Raw genomic sequence first — 20,601 nt, 5'->3', positions numbered from 1 at the left:
GCCGCCATGCGCTCCCACCGCCTGCGCCGGCGCGGTTGCCGCTTCGGCATGGTGCTGCTGCTCGCCATGCTGGCGCTGCTGCAGCCGGTGCGCGGCGCCGCCACCGACGGTCCCGACCTGGTGCTCGAAGTGCGACTCGGCGAACATCTGGTGTCGGACGCGCTGGGCGCCTACCAGCATGGCAACGACGTCTACCTGCCGCTGGGCGAACTGGCGCGCATGCTCACCATCGCCATCCGCACCGAGCCTGCCGAGGGCGTCGCCAGCGGCTACATCCTGGACGAACAGCGCGGCTTCCGGCTCGACCTGGCGCAACGCATCGTGATCGAAGGCGAGCGGCGCGCCAGCGTCGACCCGGCGCTGGTCAAACGCCAGGCCGACGACCTGTACGTGGCCAGCCGCCTGCTGGCGAAATGGCTGCCGGTCGACCTCGACATCGACATGGCCAGCCTGGTGCTGCGCGTGCGCGCGCGCGAAAAACTGCCGCTGCAAGCGCGCCTGGAGCGCCAGTCGCGTGGCGGCAGCGCGCAGCGCCAGGACAGCGGCCCGGCACCGGTTTTCACCCGCCTCGACACGCCCTACGCGCTGGCCGCCCTGCCCTTCAACGACCAGACCGTGGCCCTCGACGCGCACCGCGGCGGGACCACCGTCGACTACAGCGCCTACCTCACGGCTGATCTGGCCGGCATGGAGGGTGCGCTCTATGTCAACGCCGGCAAGGCCGCCCGCGGCGCCAGCGCGCGCCTGACCCTGGCGCGCAACGACCCCGACGCCGGCCTGCTCGGCCCCCTGCGCGCCCGCACCCTGCAAATCGGCAGCGTGCTCGCCCCCGGCGTGAGCGACATCGCGCTGGCCAGCGGCAGCGGCAGCGGCCTGGCCATCTCCAACCGCGCGCTGGGCCAGCCGATGCGCAGCGACCTGCAAACCCTGCAAGGCGACTTGCCCCCGGGCTGGGATGTGGAACTGTACTTCAACGAGGCGCTGATCGGCTTCCAGCAAGCGCGCCCGGACGGCCGCTACCGCTTCGACGACCAGCCCCTGATCTACGGCAGCAACGAGTTTCGCCTGGTATTCCACGGCCCGCTGGGCCAATTGCGCATCGAACGCCACAGCTTCCTGATCGACCAGGCCGTGCTGGCCCCCGGCGAACTGGCCTACAGCGCCAGCATCCTGCGCGACGAGCATGGCGGCGCCCGCGCGCTGCTGCAAACCGAAATCGGCCTGACGCCCCAGCTCAGTGCCAGCGGCGGCGTGGCGCGCCTGCTTCTGAGCGGCCGCGACAAGCGCTACGCCAACCTCGGCGTGCATGGCTACTGGCGCGCGCTGCTGGTCGACGCCGCCGTGGCGCGCGCCGACGACGGCGGCAAGCTGGCCCGCATCGGCCTCAAGACCCGGATCGGCGGCATGGCCGTGGGCGCCAGCCATGCGCGCCTGGACGGCTTTGCAAGCGAACTGTTTTTGCCAGGGTCCGACCCGCTGCGCAGCCGCGCCGAACTGCGCCTCGACGGCCTGCTGCCTGGCGGCGGCCCCCTGCCCATGCCGCTGTCGGTGCAATTGCGGCGCGAGCAGCTCGCCTCTGGCGCCTCCCGCAACGAAGCCGGCGCGCGCCTGTCGGTCTTCAGCCGGGGCACTGCGGTCAGCGCCGGCGCCCTGTGGCGCGCGACCGACGGCGTGCGCCATGCCGACGCCAGCCTGCAAGCGAGCCGGCGCGTGGCCGGGATCGGCGTGAGCGGGCATCTGCAATGGGCCATCGTGCCCGACCCCGGTGTCACGGCGCTGGCGCTGGCGGCCGACAAATTCGTCGGCGACGGCTACCTCCTCAACGCCGCAGTCACCCGCAGCTTCGCCGACCGGCAGCTGCGCTGGAGCGCCTCGCTCAACAAAGGCGTGGGCAAGGTCGGCGTCGGCGTGAGCGCGTTCTATACCAGCCGCGGCGACTATGGCGGCGGCCTCCAGCTCTTCATGGCGCTCGGCCAGGAACCGCGCAGCGGGCGCTGGCTGCACGACGCCGTGCCGCTGGCAGCCAGCGGCGCGGCCTCGGTACGCATCTTCCTCGACAAAAACCGCAACGGGATCATGGATGGCGACGACGAACCGATCAAAGGGGCCGGCTTCGCCGTCAACGGCGGCACCCAGCTGGCGCGCAGCGACGCCGACGGCGTGGTCTACCTGAGGCGCCTGCCGGCGCACCAGCACGTCGACATCGCGGTCGATCCCGCCACCCTGGAAGACCCGCAATGGCAGGCGCGCGAACCGGGGCGGCGGCTGGTGCCGCGCCCGGGCAAGGTCAGCCGGCTGGACATCGCGATCGGCATCACCGGCGCAATCGACGGCACCACCTACCTGATGAGCGGGGGCGGCCAGCGCGGCATGGGCGACTTCGAGCTCGAACTGCTCGACACGCGCGGCACGATTGTCGGCAAGACCACCAGCAGCGCCGACGGCTACTACGTGCTCGACGGCGTAGCGCCCGGCGACTACCTGCTGCGCCTGGCCCCGGCCCAACTGGCCAGGCTCGGCCTGCAAGACAGCGGCATGCACCTGATCACTATCGACACTACCGGCAAGGTCGTCAACGGCAAAGACTTCCACGTCACCAAATAATGCCCAACCGGGGTCAGACCTCTGATTAGCACAAACCGGGGTCTGACCTCTGATTAGTAATATTTAACAAAAATCGTGCAAACAGGTGCGAGCCGGCCCCATTCATGGCGCCGGCGTAGCGTCGGCCGATCTCGGCAACATTGAGGAGCAGGGGCAGTCTGATTTGATTCGGTCGGGCCAGCCCACTTGGATTTAACAATATTTCGAGTCGGAGGTCTGACCCCGGTTGGGAAATACCGACCAATTTCCCACCAATTTAACAATGTTTCGAATCAGAGGTCAGACCCCGGTTAAGAAATGTTTCGAGTCGGAGGTCTGACCCCGGTTGGGAAATCATCAGGTGGCGGCGGGCGTGGGCTGGTCGGCAATCCATTGGTCGATGATCTTGCCGAGCACGTCCAGCGGCACCGAGCCGTTTTTCAGGATGACGTCGTGGAACGCCGGCAAGCTGAAACGCTCGCCCAGCGCCAGCCGCGCTTTCTCGCGCAGTTCGAGGATGCGCAGCATGCCCAGCATGTAGGCGCAGGCCTGGCCCGGCCACACCACGTAGCGCTCGACCTCGGCCGCGCCGATGCCGTAGTCGATCGCTTGCTGGCGCGTCCAGCCCTTGCTGTGCAACCCTGTGTCGACCACCAGCCGGCGCGCGCGGAACAGCTCGGAACCGAGCGCGCCGAGCAAGCCGGGCACGTCGCCCTCGTACCAGCCCTGCTCCACCGCCAGGCGCTCGGTGTACAGCGCCCAACCTTCGGAGTGCGCGCTGCCGCCGCCGAAAACGCGCTGTGTGCGCCATCTCGGCAAGCCGCTCAGCTCCTGCTGGATGGCGAGCTGGAAGTGATGCCCCGGCACCGCTTCGTGGTACGCCAGGCTGCGCATGCGGATCATGTCGAACTGGGGCCCGCGCAGCGGTACCCAGAAGATGCCGGGCAGGCTGCCGTCCGGCGCCGGCACGCTGTAGTGCGCCGAGGCGCTGCCCTCGGTCAGCGGCGGTTCGCGCCGCACCTCGACCGGCGCGCGCGGCTTGAGATTGAACAGCTTTGCGCTGCGCTGTTCGGCGTCGCGCACCATGGCTGCGTAACTGCTCAGGATCGCCGTGCGCGGATCGGGTTCGGCCGCCGGCTGAAAAGTCTTGTCGAGCGCTTTCATGCGCGCGTCGATACTGCCGTCCGTGAATCCCAATTGGCGCAGGTGGCGGTCCATCTCGCCTTCGATGCGCGCCACTTCGCGCAGCCCGATCGCGTGGATCCGGTCCGCGTCCAAGCTGCTGCCGGTGAAGCTGGCCAGCGCCTGGCGGTACGCGGCGGCGCCGTCGGGCAGGCGCGCGATGCCGGCGGCGTCGCCAGTCTTCGGGTGCAGTTCGGCCAGCAGCGCGCCGGTCCTGGCGTAGGCCGGCAGGATGCTTTTCCCGACGATGGCGGCCGCTTTCTCGATGGCGGCCGCGCGCGCCGCCGGCGTCAGGTCGGCCAGCGCGGCGCTGCGCTCGGCCAGCGAGAGCACCAGCACGTTCTGGCCGGCGGCCGGCTTGAGGAAGGCGTCGACCTGCCCCTGCGCACGTTCGAGGATGAAGCGCGGCGGCAGCAGGCCGCGCGCGGCGGCGGCGCGGGCGCGCGCGTTGGCCTGGTCCATGCGCTCGCCTATCTGCGCCAGGCGCGCCAGGTAGCTGTCGACGTCGGCCGCGCGCCGCATCGGGTGCGCCGCGCTCATGAAGCTGACCAGCGCGATGTGGGTGCCGCCGAACTGCGAGAACACGAATGCATGGTCCTCGAACCGTTCGCCCGCCAGGTGGTTGGCCAGCGACCAGCGCATGGTCTCGGCCGAGACGCGCTGGGTGCGCTCGAGCGACCCGCCCAGGAAGCGGTCGAGCCGCGCCACCCCCGCCCTGGCCAGCGCCGTGTACCTGGCGCGCTGGGCGACAGTGATGGGAGTGAGCTGGCGGTCCAGCGCCTGCTGTTGGGCGCCGCTGAAGTACTGGTCGATCGTGGCGCGCTGGGGCGAGAGCCGCACCCAGTCGGCGGCGAAACGGTCGGCCCATGTGTCGAAGGCGGCGTCGCGCTGGTGCTCTCCGGCTGCAAAGGCCGCGCCGGCAGCGGGTAGCGGCAAGGCGGCGCCGCCCAGGGACACAGCCAGCACGGCGGCGAGCAGACGGGGCGCGATGGCGCGCCGGAATGGGGTAGGCATGCGGGAATCTCCGGGAAATCGTTTCGTGGGCCGTGTCGCGACGCTCTGCAGCCGGGCGCGACAGAATTTATCATGGATTGCGCCTGGAAACCACCAGCCCAGCACCGAACGGCGCCCGTCAATACAGGCGAAACGTTTTCTTCAGGCGATCCCGGCAGGATCGCCCGGGCGACAAAAAACGACAATTGCTTACCTTTCGGGACTGGCTTGACGGCCCCGACTGGAGTAGCATGGCGGGCCACGATGCCCGAGCATGTCGCCGCCGGCCTGAGCCGGTACAATGCCGCCATCCCCCAGTCATTCTTCAAAGGTCATTGCATGTATATCAAAAATATCGCTCTGGCGGCCGCCGCCCTGTTGCTGGCCGCCAGCGCACAAGCCGAGATCGCCGTTACCGCCGAAGTCGGCACCACCGGCGTCGGTTCCCATTTGATTTTCCCTATGGAAAAGACCCTGAACGCCCGCTTCGGCGCCAGTTATTTCCAGCACAAGTACAACGATACCGCCAGCACCGTGAGCTACACCATGAAGGCCAAGCTGCAGAATATCGATGTGCTGTTCGACTGGCACCTGATCGATAACAGCCCGTTCCGCCTGACCGGCGGCATGGTGTACAACGGTAACAAAATCAGCATGGTGGCGCGCCAGGATTCGAACGGCAACTACAATATCAACGGCAAGAATTACGCGGCCAGCCAGGTCGGCATTCTCAACGGCGGCGTCGAGTACCAAAAGGCCGCGCCCTACCTCGGCGTGGGCTGGGGCAATGCCTTGAGCGCCGACAAGAAGTGGCAATTGAGCGCCGACCTGGGCGCGCTCTGGCAAGGCCATCCGAACGGGCGCCTGGTGCACTCGGGCTGCACCACCACCAGCGCCGCCTGCACCCAGCTGGGGCGCGACGTAGCCATCGAGCGCGTGAAGATGGAAGCCGACGTCCAGGCCTACAAGGTGTATCCGGTGCTGCGCGCCGGCGTGAGCTACCGCTTCTGACAGCGCGTCGCGTAAGCGCGTCGCGAAAACGGCGCGGCGCAACAGCGCGCCGCCCGGACGTGGTTGCGGGTAGCATCGTTCTTTTGTCAGGGATGCGCCATGAAACCACGCTTTCACCGCCTCGCGGCTCTCGCCGCGGGCTGCATGCTCGTGTTCTCGGTGGCCGCCTGCAGCGACAAGCATGAGCCGACCAAGCCGACCGTCGCGGCAGCCGTGAGCGCCACGCGCTAGGGCTTTTGCGCCCCGCCCGGCGCCGGACAGAGTAAACTACGCCCTTGTTCTTTTGCCGCAAGGTCGCTTCCCCATGTCTTTTGATTCCCTCGGTCTGATCGACCCTCTCGTGCGCACCCTGGACGCGCTCGGCTACAGCACCCCCACCCCGGTGCAGGCGCAAGCCATTCCCGCCGTGCTGGCCGGACGCGACATGATGGCCGCCGCCCAGACCGGCACCGGCAAGACCGCCGGCTTCGCCCTGCCCCTGTTGCAGCGCCTGACCCTGCAGGGCCAGGTGAGCGCCAACGGCGTGCGCGTGCTGGTGCTGGTCCCCACCCGCGAGCTGGCCGAACAGGTGCACGAAAGTTTCCGTGCCTACGGCGCCGGTTTGCCGCTGCGCACCCACGTCGCCTACGGGGGCGTGAGCATCAATCCGCAGATGATGAAGCTGCGCAAGGGCCTCGACGTGCTGGTGGCCACACCCGGTCGCCTGCTCGACCTGTACCGCCAGAACGCGGTCAAGTTCGACCAGCTCGACACCCTGGTGCTCGACGAAGCCGACCGCATGCTGGATCTGGGCTTTTCGCGCGAGCTCGATGCCGTATTCGCGGCCCTGCCGAAAAAACGCCAGACCCTGCTGTTTTCGGCCACCTTTTCCGACGAGATCCGCGCGCTCGCGGGCAAGCTGCTGAACGACCCTTTGAGCATCGAGGTCAGCCCGCGCAACAGCACGGTCAAGCGCATCCGCCAGTGGGTGGTGCCGGTCGACAAGAAACGCAAGCCGGAACTGTTCCTGCACCTGCTGGGCAAGCACCGCTGGGGCCAGGTACTGGTGTTCGTCAAGACGCGCAAGGGTGTGGACCAGTTGGTCGAGACCCTGCAGGCGCAGGGCATCGCGGCCGACTCGATCCATGGCGACAAGCCGCAGCCGGCCCGCCTGCGCGCGCTCGAGCGCTTCAAGGCGGGCCAGGCGAAGATCCTGGTGGCCACCGACGTGGCCGCGCGCGGACTGGACATCGACGACTTGCCGCAGGTGGTCAATTTCGACTTGCCGATCGTGGCCGAGGACTATATCCACCGCACCGGCCGCACCGGGCGCGCGGGCGCCTCGGGCGAAGCGGTGTCCTTGGTGTGCGCGGACGAGGTGGACTTGCTCGCCGCCATAGAAATCCTCACGAAGCAGACCCTGGAACGGATCGAGGAACCCGGTTTCTCGCCCGAGCACCGGGTGCCGGTGACGAATACGGCCGGCGAGGTGCTGAAAAAACCCAAGAAACCGAAAAAAGCCAAGGTCACGGGCGAGGTGTCGAACGTCGATGTGCGATTCCGCCCGCGTTAGCCGGCGATCCGGGCACGCTTGAGCCATATCAAACCTTGCTGGTAAGTCATTGATATCCTGAACGATCCGCCGCGTCTGGCGCCTCGCTCAGGAATCCCGTGGCAAGCACAACGCACGAGGCGGCCATCCATGGTGGCCTGAGCGAAGCAGAAGCGGCGCGCCGCCTGGCCGCCGACGGTCCCAACGCGCTGCCGGCCGCCACCCGCCCCGGCTTCGCCCGGCTGGCGTGGGAGGCCGCGCGCGAACCGATGTTCCTGCTGCTGTCCGGCGCCGCCGCGCTCTACCTGGTGCTGGGCGAGCTAGGTGAAGGCATCTTCCTGCTGGCCACGGTCGCCCTGACCGTGGGCTTGACGTTATTTCAGCAAAGTAAAACCGAAAAAGCGCTGGATGCCTTGCGCGAGCTGGGCAGCCCGCGCGCGCTGGTCGTGCGCGACGGCCACAGCCGCCATCTGGACAGCCGGGCGCTGGTGCGCGGCGACCTCATCGTCGTGGCCGAAGACGACCGGGTGCCGGCCGACGCCCGGTCGCCTTCGGCCACGCCCTGCGGGTCGACGAGTCGCTGCTGACCGGCGAATCGCTGGCGGTGGACAAGGCCGGCGACGCCGACGAACGCGCCTGCCTGTTCGCCGGCACCGTGGTGGTCGGCGGCCATGCCACGGCGAAGGTGACCGCCACCGGCGCGCACAGCCGCATGGGCGCCATCGGGGCGTCCCTGCAACAGCTTGCGCCGCAAGCCTCGCCGCTGCAGCGCCAGGTGCGCTGGCTGACCGTGCTGTTTGCGCTGCTGCGGCTGGCCCTGAGCGTGGCGCTGCTGATGTTCTACGGCCTGCGCAGCGGCCCCTGGCTGCAGGGCGCGCTGGCCGGGATCGCCCTGGCCATGGCCATGCTGCCGGAAGAATTTGCCGTCGTGCTGGTGGTGTTTCCAGCCCTGGGCGCCTGGCGTCTGGCGCGTTCGCGCGTGCTCACGCGCCGCCTGGCGGCCATCGAGGCGCTCGGCGCGACCTCGGTGCTGTGCGTCGACAAAACCGGCACCCTCACCGAAAACCGCATGCGCGTGGCGCGCCTGCATGCCGCCGGCACCACCGCGGCGCCCGATGGGACGCCCGACGCCGCGCTCGGCCCGGCCATGCGCGAGCTGCTCGAATACGCGCTGCTGGCCAGCGCCGCCACGCCCATCGACCCGATGGAACAGGCGCTGGCGCGGCTGGCCCGGCGCGCGCTGGCCGGATCGCACCAGCTGCACCCGGACTGGCGCCTGGTGCGCGAGGAGGCGCGGAGGCCTGCACGGTGGCAGCCAAGGGCGCGCCCGAAGCGATCGCCGTCATGTGCCGCCTCGACGCCCAGGGCAAGGCGGCCTTGCTGGGCGCGGCCGACGAGATGGCGCGCGAAGGCCTGCGCGTGCTGGCGGTGGCGCGCGCCGGATGGGATGGCGCGCGCCACCGCATCCGGCGCGCCTGGGTTTTACCTTGCTCGGACTGGTCGCCCTGGCCGATCCCCTGCGCGCCGGCATTGCCGGGGCGGTGCACGCGCTGCGCGAGGCCGGCATCCGGGTAGTGATGATCACGGGCGACTATCCATCGACCGCGCAAGCCATCGCGCACCAGGCCGGCCTGGCCGGGGGCGCGCTCCTGACCGGCGAGACGCTGGCGACGATGACGGCGCGCGAACTGCGCGCCCGCATCGGCAAGGTCACCGTGTGCGCGCGCATCGCGCCGGAACAGAAGCTGCGCATCGTGCAGGCGCTCAAGGCCGGCGGTGCTGCTGCCGATGCATATCGTGTTCCTCGAACTGATGATCGACCCGGCCTGCACGCTCGCTTTCGAGAACGATGCGCCCGATCCGGACAGCATGCGCAAGCCGCCGCGCGCGCCCGACGCGCCCCTGGTGGGCGGCGCCGCCCTGCTGCGCGCGGGCCTGTACGGCTTACTGGCGCTGGCTCACGTCGTCGGCGCCTGGCTGTGGGCGTGCGCCGCGCTCGCGCCCGACGCCGCGCGCGCCTTTGCCTTCACCGCGCTGGTGGGCGCCAACCTGGCGCTGATGGCCGGCCGTGGTACATGGCGCCGGCCCAACCGGATGCTGTGGATGATCGGGGCGGGCGCCTTCACCGCGCTACTTATGCTTATCTATCTGCCTGCGCTGGCGGCGGTGTTCCATTTTGCGCCATTAAGTGCCGCGCAATTGTTGCTGGCGGCCGCCGCCGGACTATCCCTCACGGTATGGTCCCCACTGTTGGAACTTGCACAACGTGCGCGGTGATAATGCGGCGTTATCGTAGGCAATCTGCCATCTGTATCGGAGAAAACACGGCATCTGCGCCGGTATTAGCCTGCGCGACATGGTTCCACTGGGGTATCATACGGCTCAAGCCACAAACCGTCAGACCCTATGCCTCAGCCTCTTCCATTCGTTCCCGCAGCCTTGCTGAACGTCGCCGCGCTCAAGGCCAGCTGCGCGGGGTGCAGCATGCACCAGCTCTGCCTGCCGATGGGACTCGACGAGGACGACATCACCCGTCTCGACAGCATCATCGGCAAGCGCCGCCGCATCCTGCGCGACGAACGCCTCTACCAGATGGACGAACCGTTCCGCAACCTGTACGCGATCCGCTTCGGCCACTTCAAGACTTACCAGGTCAATGCCGGCGGCGAGCAGCAGATCACCGGGTTCCAGATGGCCGGTGAACTGCTGGGCATGGACGCCATCAGCGGCGACCGCCACCACTGCGACGCGGTCGCGCTGGAAGACAGCGAAGTGTGCGAGATTCCGTTTGCGCGCCTGGAAGAATTGTTCGGCCAGGTGCCGACCCTGCTGCGCCACTTCCACCGCATCATGAGCCAGGAAATCACGCGCGAGCAAAATGTCATGCTGTTGTTGGGAAATATGCGGGCCGAACAGCGCTTTGCCGTGTTCCTGGTCAACCTGTCGGCGCGCTACGCCGCGCGCGGGTATTCGGCCACCAGTTTCCAGCTGCGCATGTCGCGCGAAGATATCGGCAACTACCTCGGGCTGACCATCGAGAGCATCAGCCGCCTGCTGTCGCGCTTCAAGAAGCAGGGCTGGATCGGTGTCGACAAGCGAGAAATGACCCTGCTCGATCCGGCCATGCTCAAGGCGCTGGCCGCCGGCACCGAGCAGTGCAGCCCAATGGCGTGAGCCGCAACAAGCCTGCGGAAAGACGTTTCCGGCAGGCGAAAAGGATGCGCAAAAACGTCATGGCGCGGGCATGCTTGCCGACCAGCTTCTTTCCCGGCCCGCTGATCCTGTTACCGTCCCTATCCCGGCGGGAAGACTGAATTTTTGAAGCATGGAAGTCGCTCAAGCGCCGCCGCACACGCCTGAGGCAGCGCAAAGGCGGGCCATGGGCGCTCGCTACAATGCGCCATGCCTACCCCTCACGACCTCGGATACCGTTCGCTGTTCGCCCACCCGGAACTGGTGCGCGAACTGATCACGGATTTTACTTCCGTCAAGCTGCTCGACGAGATTCCGCTGTCGGCCTTCGAGCGGGTTAATCCGGCATACGTGAGTGAGCACCCGTCGGCACGCCAGGACGATATTGTCTGGCGCGTGCGGATCGGCGACGAATTTCTTTACGTGTACATCCTCCTGGAATGCCAGTCCAACGTGGACCGCTGGATGGCCTTGCGCATGCAGACCTACATCGGCTTGCTGTACCAGGACCTGGTCAAGGGCCACGAACTGTCGCCAGGCTTGCTGTTGCCGCCGGTACTGCCGCTGGTGTTCTACAACGGTGTGCCGCGCTGGAGCGCCAGCCTGGAGCTGGCCGGCCTCCTCATGCAAGCGCCCGCCGAGCTGGCGGCGCTGCAGCCATCCCAGCGCTACGTGCTGATCGACCAGCAGCGCCTGAACGGGACGGCGCTGGAAGCGAATGCCGGCTTGCTGGCGCTACTGTTCCGGCTTGAACTTTCACTCGTTCCCGATGTCCTACAAAACGTCCTGCCTGCGCTGACGACATGGCTCAAGGAAACCCCTCAGGCCAACCTGCGGCGTTCGGTTCAGGTGTGGATAAACGCCCTGCTGGAACGCGGCGCCAGCAAAGAGGACTTGTTCATGGTTGACAGTGTGGAGGAGGATGGTGACATGGGAGGCAAACTGGCAAGCTGGGCCGAGCAACTCAAGGAAATCGGCTTTCAAGAGGGATTCGCGTTGGCGGAAAAAGCGAAAGAGGACGGCAAGGCGGAAGGCCAAGTCATCGCGCTACGTGGGATGCTCGGCAGCCTGTTGCGCAATCGGTTCGGCCAATTGCCGGCGGCGGCAATGCAGCGCATCGCCCAGGCAAGTCAGGCAGAACTTGAACAGTGGTTCGAGCGCATCCTCAACGCGCCCAGCATGCAGGCGGTGTTCGACGATGGTGCGCCGTCCACATAGCCCGACCATGCCGTGCGCCCTGGCACGGCGCACGGCATACACTGGCTAGAACGGCGGATGCGGATCGTCCGGCACCGCCACCAGGTAGTAGGTCAGCATGCTGGCGAGCGCGCAAAAGGTCCAGAAAAAGAAAAACCCGAGGGTGTACACCGCCATCGGTGTCAGTGCCAGTTCGCCCACATGCAGCGCTTCGCGCGGGTCGAACAGCGCAAAGAAGCAACCTTCGGCCAGCATCGCCGCCAGAAAGGCGGGCCACAATACTCTCATCGCAAGTCGCATCAGCTCTCCCTTATGTCAGTGCGCAACGGCCGGGGCGTCGGCATCGATCGCCAGCGCCTGCTGGCGCGGCCAGTGCCACGTAGCGGCGAGGCGCCAGTCACGCTTGCCACCCTCGACCACCACCTGCCAGCGCGCCCGTTCCAGCAGCGGCAGCGCCACCGAAAAATGGCCCGCCGCATCCGGGATCACGTCCAGCTTGCGGTCTTTCTGCGGCTGGGTGGCGTGCGCCAGGTAGATGCTGAACGGCGCGGCCAGGGCCTGCCCGCCGCTGCTCAAGGTGCCGGCCAGCCTCTCCGCGGCCGGATCGTAAGCCGCGGTCAACGACAGGCGCATGGCGCTGGCCACGCGGTCGCGCCGCAAGTCCTGGTTGATGGCCTTGCCCTGCTTGTAGTAGTCGTCCACCACCATCGCATCCTGGCCGCGCCAGGCCACGAAGCCGAGATTGACGCCGCCCACCACCACCAGCGCGGGGCCGAGCATCAGGAGCCACGGCCAGCGGTGCTTGTACCACGGGCCGATGGAGGGAGTCAGGGGTGAGGCGGTTTGCATGCGGGTCTCCTTGTTTGCTTTATTTTGGCACGATGAACACGGCTTTTTCACGCACGGTGAGCGAGGGGTCGTCCACCGCCGTCAGTTCGAACTCGATGTGGTTCGAGCCGCGCGCCGCCGCGCTGCGTTCGACCTGCACCCGTACCGGCAGCGCGCGCGTGCTGGCGCCATCGAGCACCGCTTCGTCGGGTGTGGCCAGCTTCACCGAATCGATGCCCGACACCTTGATACGGAAGGTATGCCCGGTCTCCGCGGTATTCATGATCTGCAGGCGGTACACGTTTTCGATCATGCCGTCGCCCACTTCGCGCCCCATCGAGCCGCGGTCGCGGATCACGTCGAGCTTGAGCGGGGTGCGCAGCGCCAGCGCGGTGCCGAAGCCGGCCACGATCAGCACCAGCAGAGCTGTGTAGATCAATACCCGGGTGCGCAGGATGCGCTGGCCGATGCGTTTGGCCGACCATTTCTTGTCCATCGCGTTATCGGTCGAGTAGCGAATCAGCCCGCGCGGCAGGTCGATCTTGTCCATCACGCCGTTGCAGGCATCCACACAGGCGGCGCAGCCGATGCATTCGTACTGCAAGCCCTTGCGGATGTCGATCCCGGTCGGGCACACCTGCACGCACATATTACAGTCGATGCAATCGCCCTTGGCCTCGGCCTGTTCCGCCGTGGCCTTGGGATTGAGCGCGCCGCGCGGCTCGCCCCGTTCCTGGTCGTAGGTGACGATCAGGGTATCCTTGTCGAACATGGCGCTCTGGAAGCGCGCGTACGGGCACATATATTTGCACACCTGCTCGCGCAGCCAGCCGGCGTTGCCGTAGGTGGCGAAGGCATAAAAGCCGATCCAGAACCACTCCCACGGCCCCAGCGCGAAAGCGCCGATATTGGCCAGCAGCGAGCGCACCGGCGCAAAATAGGCCACGAAACTAAAGCCGGTAAACAGCGCCACCACGCCCCAGGCCAGGTGCTTGGCGCTCTTCCTGGCCAGCTTGTCGGCGCTCCAGGGCTGGCGGTCGAGGCGGATGCGGGCGCTGCGCGCGCCTTCGATTTTGCGTTCGATCCACATGAAGATTTCGGTGTAGACCGTCTGCGGACAGGCGAAGCCGCACCACACCCGTCCCGCGATGGCGGTGACGAGAAACAGCAAGTAGGCGGCGATGATCAACAGCGCCGCCAGGTAGATGAAGTCCTGCGGCCACAGCACCATGCCGAAGATGTAGAACTTGCGCGCCCCCAGGTCGAACAGGACGGCCTGGCGGCCGTTCCAGTTCAGCCACGGCAAGCCGTAGAACACGATCTGGGTGATCCACACGCATGCCCAGCGCAAGCTGGCATAGCGCCCCTTTGCTTCGCGCGGATAGATTTCCTCGCGCGCGGCATACATCCGGATCACAACCGGCTTGGTGGCGGCCTCCGTCATTTTTGCGCCACCCCCGGCGCCGCTGCCAGGTTGGCCGGGGCCGGATCGTTGGACAGGCTCCATACATAGGCGGCCAGCACGTGCACCTTGGCGTCGCCCAGGAACGCCTGGAACGACGGCATGGTGTTGGTGCGGCCCTTGCGGATCGTTTCCATGATCGTCTCGGCGCTGCCGCCGTACAGCCAGACCTTGTCGGTCAGGTTGGGCGCGCCCAATGCCTGGTTGCCGACGCCGCCGGGGCCGTGGCAGGCGATGCAGGCGCCGAACTTGGTCTTGCCGAAGGAAACCTTGATCGGATCGGCGGTCAGTCCGGACAGGCTCTTGACGTAATGCGCCACGTTTTCGATATCGGCTTCGGACCCGACCGCCGCGCCCATCGGCGGCATCATGCCGTTACGGCCCTTCATGATGGTTTCCTTGATCACCGACGGCTCGCCGCCGTGCAGCCAGTCCTTATCGGTCAGGTCGGGATAGCCCTTGTTGCCGCGCGCGTCGGAGCCATGGCACTGCGCGCAGTAGGTCAGGAACATGCGCTCGCCGATCGCATGCGCCTGCGGGTCGGCCGCCACCGCTTTCAAGTCCTGGCTGGCGTACTTGGCGAACAGGGGACCGTAGTCGGCATCGGCCTTGGCCAGTTCCTGCTGATATTCGCCGCTCGACTTCCAGCCCAACTTGCCGGCGTAGCTGCCCAGCCCCGGGTACAGCACCAGGTAGACGAGCGCGAACACGATGGTGATATAGAACAGCCACATCCACCAGCGCGGCAGCGGGGTATTGAGTTCGGTCAGGTTTTCATCCCACACGTGGCCGGTGGTGCCGTCGCTGCCCGCTTCGACCTTGTGGGTCGACTGGGACCACAGCAGCACGCCGCAGCCGAGAATCGCCAGCACCGTGATGACGATGATGTACAGGTCCCAGAAACCGCTGGTGAAATCAGCCATGACCGCTCTCCCCCGCCTTGCGGTCGGCGTGATCGACGACGTCGTCCGCGAACGGCAGCGCCGCCTGCGTCTCGAAGTCCTTGCCGCCCTTGAGGACGAAGGTCCACAGCAAGATGCCGAGGAAAGTGGTGAAGCTGATGACGGTCATGATGCTGCTCGCGCTGTCAAAGATATGTTCGATTGCCATGTCAGTTCCTCGTTTTGATCTGGATGCCGAGGCCCTGTAAATAGGCGATCAGGGCATCCTGCTCGGTCTTGTCGGTCAAGGTGGCCGGGGCCTGGGCGATGTCTTCTTCCGAGTACGGCGTCGACAGGCGCTGCAGGGCGCGCATTTTCGGAATCACCTCGGCCGGATTGAGCTTGGTCTTGGCCAGCCACGGATAGCCGGGCATGTTCGATTCCGGCACCACGTCGCGCGGGTTGTCCAGGTGGGTGCGGTGCCATTCGTCGCTGTAGCGGCCGCCGACCCGCGCCAGATCCGGGCCGGTGCGCTTGGAACCCCACTGGAACGGCCGGTCGTAGACGAATTCGCCGGCCACCGAGTAGTGGCCATAGCGCTCGGTCTCGGCGCGGAACGGACGGATCATCTGCGAGTGGCAGTTGTAGCAGCCTTCGCGCACATAGATGTCGCGACCCACCAGGCGCAGCGCCGAATACGGTTTCAGGCCGGCCACCGGCTCGGTGGTCGATTTTTGGAAGAACAGGGGAACGATTTCCACCAGGCCGCCGAAGGAAACGACCAGCAAAACCAGTCCGATCAGCAGCCACGGGTTCTTCTCGATTGACTCATGTGAAAATTTCATTACAAGCTCCGAAATCAGGCGTGTGCAGGTAAAAGGGTGGGAATGCGCGCGTCTTCGCTGACAGTGCTGCGCATCGTCCGGTACGTGTTATAGGCCATCAGCAGCATGCCGGTCAGGTACAGCAGGCCGCCGCCGACGCGGATCACGTAGTACGGATAGGTCGCCTTGACGCCTTCCACGAAGGTGTACGTCAGGGTGCCGTCGCTGTTCACCGCGCGCCACATCAGGCCCTGCATCACGCCGGCGATCCACATCGAGGAGATGTACAGCACGATGCCGATGGTCGCCACCCAGAAGTGGGTATCGATCAGGCGCACGCTCCACATCTGGGTCTTGCCCGACAGGCGAGGGATCAGGTAGTAGATCGAGCCCATGGTGATGAATCCGACCCAGCCCAAAGCGCCGGCGTGCACGTGGGCGACGGTCCAGTCGGTGTAGTGCGACAGCGCGTTGATGGTCTTGATCGACATCATCGGGCCCTCGAAGGTGGCGATACCGTAGAACGACAGCGACACGATCAGGAACTTGAGGATCGGGTCCGAGCGCAGCTTGTGCCATGCGCCCGACAGGGTCATGATCCCGTTGATCATCCCGCCCCACGATGGCGCCAGCAGGATCAGCGAGAACACCATGCCGATCGACTGGGTCCAGTCGGGCAGCGCGGTGTAGTGCAGGTGGTGTGGCCCGGCCCACATGTAGGTGAAGATCAGGGCCCAGAAGTGGACGATCGACAGGCGGTACGAGTACACCGGGCGCTCGGCCTGTTTCGGAATGAAGTAGTACACCATGCCGAGGTAGCCGGCGGTGAGGATGAAGCCGACCGCATTGTGGCCGTACCACCATTGAATCATCGCGTCCTGCACGCCGGCGTAGGCCGAGTAGGACTTCCAGAAAGAAGCCGGCATCACCGCGCCGTTGACGATGTGGAGGATCGCCACGGCCAGGATGTAGCCGCCGAAGAACCAGTTGGCCACGTAGATGTGCTTGACCTTGCGCTTGACGATGGTGCCGAAGAAGACGACCGCGTAGATCACCCAGACCACCGTGATCAGCAGGGCGATCGGCCATTCCAGCTCGGCGTATTCTTTACCGCGGGTGAAACCCATCGGCAAGGTGATGGTGGCCAGCACCAGGACCGCCTGCCAGCCCCAGAAGGTGATCATGGCCAGGGTGTCCGAGAACAGGCGCACCTGGCAGGTGCGCTGTACCACCCAGTACGAGGTCGCAAACAGGCCGTTGATGCCGAATGCGAAAATGACAGCGTTGGTATGCAGCGGACGAAGGCGCCCGTAGCTCAACCAGGCGATGTCGAAATTGAGGGCCGGCCAGGCCAGCTGCGCGGCGATGAAGACGCCGACCAGCATGCCGATGACGCCCCAAAAGACGGTGGCGATCGTGAAGTACCTGACGATCTTGTTGTTGTAGTTTAAAGCTCTGTCCACAAAGGCTCTCCTGAGAATGCAACGATGACAGCAGAAGAGTAAATTTCTGGGGATCAAAAATCCTTGATGTGAATCAAAAACGCCGGAATCATGCAAGATCGTTGCGTGGGGCTTTCTCGGCCGTCTCTTCGTCGTCGAGCAGGATGCGCATGCCGGGACCATCGAGGTCGTCGAACTGGCCGCTGTCGGCCGCGCCAAAGAACACCCACACCGCCAGCACGACGATGAACACGCTCAGGGGGACCAATAGATACAGGGATTCCATTCAGGCGGCTTTCATGCGCCGCAGGCGCAGCGCGTTAACGACAACCACCGCGGAACTGAGCGACATGCCCGCCGCCGACAGCCACGGGTTGATCAGGCCAAAGGCGGCCGCGGGGATCGCCACGCAATTGTAGACGCTGGCCCAGGCCAGGTTCTGGCGGATGATCCTGAGCGCGCGCGCGGCGCCCGTGGCGGCATCGTCCAGGGCCGACAGGCGGTTTGACAACAGCACGCAGTCGGCGCTGAGCTGGGCCAGCGCGGCCCCACCGCCCATGGCGAACGACACATCGGCCGCGCGCAGCACGGCGGCGTCGTTGATGCCGTCGCCGACCATCGCCACCACCGCGCCCTGCGCCTGCAACTGCTGCACGTAGGCCAGCTTTTGCTCGGGCAGTTGCTGGCCGATGGCGGTGCCGATGCCGAGGGCGGCGCCAGTGCGGCTGACCACACTCTGGTCGTCGCCGCTCAACAGAATGACAGTCTGGCCACGCGTCCTGAAACGGCGCACCACCTCGGGCGCATCGGCGCGCAGCGCGTCGGCCAGCTCGAAGCGCGCCAGCACGATGCCGTTGGCGCCCAGGTAGACGTTGCTCACGTCGGGCCAGACGGCGGCCGGGGCCGCGCCCGCGTAGCCGGCCCGCCCGAGGCGATAGCGCACGCCGTCGACGACGCCTTCCACGCCCTGCCCCGCTTCGCTATGGAGCTCGCTGGCGCGCAGGTCGCCGTCCGGGGCGCCATTGCGGATGGCCAGCGCCAGCGGATGGGCGCTGCCCGCCTCCAGCGCCGCCGCCAGGTGCAGGCAGCGCGCGGCGTTCAAGCTGGCCAGCGGCTCCACGTGGCGCAGCACCGGGCGGCCCTCGGTCAGGGTGCCGGTCTTGTCGAACACGATATGGGTGGCGCGCTGCAGGGTCTCGAGCACGTGCGGCTGCACCACCAGCACCCCGCGCCGCACCAGCGCGTCGGTGGCGGCGGCCAGCGCGGTCGGCGTGGCCAAGGACAGCGCGCACGGGCACGACACCACCAGCACCGCGATCGCCACCTGCCAGGCGCGCGCCGGATCGACCATTTGCCAGCCGATGAAGACCGCCACCGTCAACAGCAGCAAGCCAGCGACGAACCAGGCGGCTACCTTGTCGGCCCACTGCGCGATCTGCGGCTTGCCCTGGCCGGCTTTTTCCACCAGTTTCACCAGGCGCGCCAGGGTACTGTCGCTGGCCACACGCGTCACGCGCAGCACGATGGCCTGGGTGGTGTTGATCGCCCCGCCGGGCAGTTCGTCGCCCGGCACGCGCGGCTGCGCGCGGCTTTCGCCGGTCAACAATGCCAGGTCGACCTCGGTATGCCCGTCGAGAATGATGCCGTCGGCCGCGACCGCGCTGCCCGGTTCGACCAGGATCACGTCGCCCTCGGCCAGGCTGGCGGCGGCGACCATGGTGGCCTGGCGCGAGCCGGGCCACTTGGCGAGGCGCTGGGCCGACGCCGGCAAGGCGCGCTGCAAGTCTTCCAGCGCGCGCGCGGCCTTGCGGCGCGCCATCTGTTCGAGGTGGCGGCTGGCCAGCAGCAGGAAGATGAACATCGTCACCGAGTCGTAATACACTTCGCCGCTGCCGCGCAGGGTTGCCAGCACGCTCGCGCCGAAGGCGGCGCCGATCCCGAGCGCCACCGGCAGGTCCATGCCCGGCATGCGCGCGCGCAGGCTGGCCCAGGCCCCGCGGAAAAAAGGCTGGGCCGAATACAGCACGGCGGGAATGGTCAGCAACAGCGAGGCCCACTGCATCAGCGCCGCCATCGAGGCATCCATGGTGCCCTCGTCGGCGATGTAGGCCGGCAGCGCGTACATCATCACCTGCATCATCGACAGGCCGGCCACGAACAGCTGGCGGAACTGCTTCTTGCGCTTGCGTTCGAGCTGGGCGCCATGCTGCGCCGCTTCGTACGGAAAGGCGGTGTAGCCGATCCCGCGCAGTGCCAGGACGATGTCGCTTGGTTTGCACAGCGCAGCGTCCCACGTCATGTGCAAGCGCTCGGTGGCTACGTTGACCTGAGCCTCGCGCACGCCGGGCAGGCGCGCCAGGCGCCGTTCGATCAGCCACACGCAGGCGGCGCAGCGGATGCCGTCGAGCGAGAACACGCCTTCGCGCGCCTCGCCCGCCGTGGCGGCAGTGGCGACAGTAGCGCTATCGTACAGCGCCAGTTCGGGCGGCACCAGGTTCACGCCCTCGGCGCGGTCGGCGAACACGCTGCGCGTGCGGTAGTAGTCGGCCAGGCCGGCATCGACGATGCCTTGCGCGACCGCCTCGCAGCCCGGGCAGCACATCGGGCGCGGCGCGCCGTCGATGCGTACCGACCAGCTGGTGCCAAGCGCCACCGGCAGCCCGCAGTGATAGCAGGCGGCGGAAAATGGCTGGGCGCTCAATGCACGCCTCCCGTGATGCACAGCGCGTCGAGCCAGCCGGCCTGCCCGCCCATGGCGGCGCGCGCGAGGCCCAGCAGGCCAAAGGCCAGCACCAGGGTGCCGGCGCCGATGCGCACCGCGCGCCGTTGCAGCGCCGCGCGCAGGCGCTCGCCCGCCACGCCCATCGCCAGCAGCATCGGCAAGGTGCCCAGGCCAAAGGCCAGCATGACGATCGCGCCCTCGGCGCCGGATCCTGTAAACATGGCTGTCATGAGCATACTGTATACCATCCCGCACGGTAGCCAGCCCCACAGGGCGCCCAGCGCCAGCATCTTGATCGGATGGTCGAGCGGCATGATGTAGCGCATCAGGGGACGCGCGCGCTGCCACAGGCCCTGCCCCAGGGTTTCCAGCTTCGCCAGGCCGCGCCAGGCGTCCATCAGGTACAGGCCGAGGATCACCAGCATCAGGTTGGCCAGCCAGTAGCCGCCCGCTTGCACGGCGGTCAGCCCGGCCAGGGTGCGCGCACCGCCGGCCAGGCCGTCGGCTACCGCACCGGCCAGCGCGCCGGCCAGCATGTAGCTGCCGATGCGGCCCGTGTTATAGGCCAGCACGCGCAGCGCGCCTTCGGCCGGGGCGCGCACGGTCATGACGGCGACCGGAAACGGCCGCGCCGCGGCGCTGGCCGCGGGCACCGACGAAAACGCACTGACGATCCCGCCGCACATGCCCACACAGTGGACGCTGCCGAGCAGCCCCACCGTGAACACCGGAACCAGGTTCAATACATTCACG

The 20,601-nt window shown here is 67.0% G+C and carries 19 protein-coding genes and 2 pseudogenes; 10 read left to right on the top strand and 11 right to left on the bottom strand.

Annotated features, from left to right (window positions below):
• Positions 1 to 6 precede the first annotated feature (6 nt).
• Positions 7 to 2,604: a hypothetical protein gene (locus IV454_RS21300; RefSeq protein WP_206087716.1), complete on the top strand. Its 2,598-nt coding sequence runs from the start codon at positions 7 to 9 to the stop codon at positions 2,602 to 2,604.
• 336 nt (positions 2,605 to 2,940) lie between these two features.
• Here IV454_RS21300 and IV454_RS21295 read toward each other — a convergent pair whose 3' ends face one another.
• Positions 2,941 to 4,779, bottom strand: coding sequence for a DUF885 domain-containing protein (locus tag IV454_RS21295; RefSeq protein ID WP_206087715.1), 1,839 nt, complete (start codon positions 4,777 to 4,779; stop codon positions 2,941 to 2,943).
• A gap of 318 nt (positions 4,780 to 5,097) precedes the next feature.
• On the opposite strand from IV454_RS21295, the gene IV454_RS21290 reads away from it, so the two are divergent.
• The 9 genes and pseudogenes from IV454_RS21290 to IV454_RS21260 all read left to right on the top strand — a co-directional run bounded on the left by IV454_RS21290 (position 5,098) and on the right by IV454_RS21260 (position 11,710).
• Entirely contained in the window at positions 5,098 to 5,769 is a 672-nt protein-coding gene (locus tag IV454_RS21290) for a hypothetical protein (RefSeq protein WP_206087714.1), read from the top strand.
• 99 nt (positions 5,770 to 5,868) lie between these two features.
• Positions 5,869 to 6,000, top strand: a complete 132-nt coding sequence (locus IV454_RS33355; protein WP_282961357.1) for a hypothetical protein — start codon at positions 5,869 to 5,871, stop codon at positions 5,998 to 6,000.
• A 73-nt stretch (positions 6,001 to 6,073) separates the two neighbouring features.
• A complete protein-coding gene (rhlE1, locus tag IV454_RS21285; RefSeq protein WP_206087713.1) occupies positions 6,074 to 7,321 on the top strand; it encodes an RNA helicase RhlE1 in 1,248 nt (415 codons plus the stop codon).
• A gap of 98 nt (positions 7,322 to 7,419) precedes the next feature.
• Complete coding sequence (locus IV454_RS21280) at positions 7,420 to 7,887, top strand: cation-transporting P-type ATPase (protein WP_206087712.1); 468 nt, start codon at positions 7,420 to 7,422, stop codon at positions 7,885 to 7,887.
• A gap of 17 nt (positions 7,888 to 7,904) precedes the next feature.
• Positions 7,905 to 8,348: pseudogene (locus IV454_RS32950) on the top strand (ATPase); the annotation flags it as partial.
• Positions 8,349 to 8,388: 40 nt separating this feature from the next.
• Positions 8,389 to 9,015, top strand: a pseudogene (locus tag IV454_RS33460) (HAD family hydrolase); the annotation flags it as partial.
• A 73-nt stretch (positions 9,016 to 9,088) separates the two neighbouring features.
• Positions 9,089 to 9,577 carry a cation transporting ATPase C-terminal domain-containing protein gene (locus IV454_RS21270; protein ID WP_206087711.1) on the top strand — a complete coding sequence of 163 codons (489 nt, stop codon included), beginning with the start codon at positions 9,089 to 9,091 and terminating at the stop codon, positions 9,575 to 9,577.
• Between the two features lie 129 nt (positions 9,578 to 9,706).
• Positions 9,707 to 10,474, top strand: coding sequence for a fumarate/nitrate reduction transcriptional regulator Fnr (fnr, locus tag IV454_RS21265; protein ID WP_206087710.1), 768 nt, complete (start codon positions 9,707 to 9,709; stop codon positions 10,472 to 10,474).
• A gap of 228 nt (positions 10,475 to 10,702) precedes the next feature.
• Positions 10,703 to 11,710 (top strand): Rpn family recombination-promoting nuclease/putative transposase, encoded by a 1,008-nt coding sequence (locus IV454_RS21260; RefSeq protein WP_206087709.1) that lies wholly within the window; start codon positions 10,703 to 10,705, stop codon positions 11,708 to 11,710.
• Between the two features lie 45 nt (positions 11,711 to 11,755).
• Here the strand turns inward: IV454_RS21260 and IV454_RS21255 are convergent, their stop codons facing one another.
• From IV454_RS21255 to IV454_RS21210, 10 genes are all read right to left on the bottom strand, one after another.
• A complete protein-coding gene (locus IV454_RS21255; protein ID WP_229521757.1) occupies positions 11,756 to 11,977 on the bottom strand; it encodes a hypothetical protein in 222 nt (73 codons plus the stop codon).
• Between the two features lie 27 nt (positions 11,978 to 12,004).
• Positions 12,005 to 12,538 (bottom strand): FixH family protein, encoded by a 534-nt coding sequence (locus tag IV454_RS21250; protein WP_206087707.1) that lies wholly within the window; start codon positions 12,536 to 12,538, stop codon positions 12,005 to 12,007.
• Between the two features lie 19 nt (positions 12,539 to 12,557).
• On the bottom strand, positions 12,558 to 13,961 hold the full coding sequence (gene ccoG, locus IV454_RS21245; protein ID WP_206087706.1) for a cytochrome c oxidase accessory protein CcoG: 1,404 nt from the start codon (positions 13,959 to 13,961) through the stop codon (positions 12,558 to 12,560).
• Positions 13,958 to 14,902, bottom strand: coding sequence for a cytochrome-c oxidase, cbb3-type subunit III (gene ccoP, locus IV454_RS21240; protein WP_054267660.1), 945 nt, complete (start codon positions 14,900 to 14,902; stop codon positions 13,958 to 13,960). Before ccoP ends, ccoG begins: the two co-directional genes overlap by 4 nt.
• The gene (locus tag IV454_RS21235) at positions 14,895 to 15,089 is read right to left on the bottom strand and encodes a cbb3-type cytochrome oxidase subunit 3 (protein ID WP_206087705.1); all 195 of its coding nucleotides are present in this window, start codon (positions 15,087 to 15,089) and stop codon (positions 14,895 to 14,897) included. The genes ccoP and IV454_RS21235 overlap by 8 nt, the downstream gene beginning before the upstream one ends.
• Position 15,090: 1 nt before the next feature.
• Positions 15,091 to 15,705 carry a cytochrome-c oxidase, cbb3-type subunit II gene (ccoO, locus tag IV454_RS21230; protein ID WP_054267658.1) on the bottom strand — a complete coding sequence of 205 codons (615 nt, stop codon included), beginning with the start codon at positions 15,703 to 15,705 and terminating at the stop codon, positions 15,091 to 15,093.
• A gap of 14 nt (positions 15,706 to 15,719) precedes the next feature.
• Positions 15,720 to 17,147 carry a cytochrome-c oxidase, cbb3-type subunit I gene (gene ccoN / locus IV454_RS21225; RefSeq protein ID WP_206087704.1) on the bottom strand — a complete coding sequence of 476 codons (1,428 nt, stop codon included), beginning with the start codon at positions 17,145 to 17,147 and terminating at the stop codon, positions 15,720 to 15,722.
• Positions 17,148 to 17,235: 88 nt separating this feature from the next.
• Positions 17,236 to 17,412 (bottom strand): cbb3-type cytochrome oxidase assembly protein CcoS, encoded by a 177-nt coding sequence (gene ccoS / locus IV454_RS21220; protein WP_206087703.1) that lies wholly within the window; start codon positions 17,410 to 17,412, stop codon positions 17,236 to 17,238.
• On the bottom strand, positions 17,413 to 19,827 hold the full coding sequence (locus tag IV454_RS21215; RefSeq protein WP_229521756.1) for a heavy metal translocating P-type ATPase: 2,415 nt from the start codon (positions 19,825 to 19,827) through the stop codon (positions 17,413 to 17,415).
• On the bottom strand, positions 19,824 to 20,600 hold the full coding sequence (locus tag IV454_RS21210; protein ID WP_206087702.1) for a sulfite exporter TauE/SafE family protein: 777 nt from the start codon (positions 20,598 to 20,600) through the stop codon (positions 19,824 to 19,826). The genes IV454_RS21215 and IV454_RS21210 overlap by 4 nt, the downstream gene beginning before the upstream one ends.
• Position 20,601: the final 1 nt, after the last annotated feature.

This window comes from Massilia antarctica (assembly GCF_015689335.1).
GTDB lineage: Bacteria > Pseudomonadota > Gammaproteobacteria > Burkholderiales > Burkholderiaceae_D > Telluria_A > Telluria_A antarctica.
Note: the sequence above shows the minus strand (reverse complement) of the source record. Positions and strands in the feature narration are given on the sequence as shown.

Bases quoted from the DNA above. Each gene is read 5' to 3' on its own strand.
- IV454_RS21300 (WP_206087716.1), top strand. From the start codon at position 7: ATGCGCTCCCACCGCCTGCGCCGGCGCGGTTGCCGCTTCGGCATGGTG.
- IV454_RS21295 (WP_206087715.1), bottom strand. From the start codon at position 4,779: ATGCCTACCCCATTCCGGCGCGCCATCGCGCCCCGTCTGCTCGCCGCC.
- IV454_RS21290 (WP_206087714.1), top strand. From the start codon at position 5,098: ATGTATATCAAAAATATCGCTCTGGCGGCCGCCGCCCTGTTGCTGGCC.
- IV454_RS33355 (WP_282961357.1), top strand. From the start codon at position 5,869: ATGAAACCACGCTTTCACCGCCTCGCGGCTCTCGCCGCGGGCTGCATG.
- rhlE1 (WP_206087713.1), top strand. From the start codon at position 6,074: ATGTCTTTTGATTCCCTCGGTCTGATCGACCCTCTCGTGCGCACCCTG.
- IV454_RS21270 (WP_206087711.1), top strand. From the start codon at position 9,089: ATGCATATCGTGTTCCTCGAACTGATGATCGACCCGGCCTGCACGCTC.
- fnr (WP_206087710.1), top strand. From the start codon at position 9,707: ATGCCTCAGCCTCTTCCATTCGTTCCCGCAGCCTTGCTGAACGTCGCC.
- IV454_RS21260 (WP_206087709.1), top strand. From the start codon at position 10,703: ATGCCTACCCCTCACGACCTCGGATACCGTTCGCTGTTCGCCCACCCG.
- IV454_RS21255 (WP_229521757.1), bottom strand. From the start codon at position 11,977: ATGAGAGTATTGTGGCCCGCCTTTCTGGCGGCGATGCTGGCCGAAGGT.
- IV454_RS21250 (WP_206087707.1), bottom strand. From the start codon at position 12,538: ATGCAAACCGCCTCACCCCTGACTCCCTCCATCGGCCCGTGGTACAAG.
- ccoG (WP_206087706.1), bottom strand. From the start codon at position 13,961: ATGACGGAGGCCGCCACCAAGCCGGTTGTGATCCGGATGTATGCCGCG.
- ccoP (WP_054267660.1), bottom strand. From the start codon at position 14,902: ATGGCTGATTTCACCAGCGGTTTCTGGGACCTGTACATCATCGTCATC.
- IV454_RS21235 (WP_206087705.1), bottom strand. From the start codon at position 15,089: ATGGCAATCGAACATATCTTTGACAGCGCGAGCAGCATCATGACCGTC.
- ccoO (WP_054267658.1), bottom strand. From the start codon at position 15,705: ATGAAATTTTCACATGAGTCAATCGAGAAGAACCCGTGGCTGCTGATC.
- ccoS (WP_206087703.1), bottom strand. From the start codon at position 17,412: ATGGAATCCCTGTATCTATTGGTCCCCCTGAGCGTGTTCATCGTCGTG.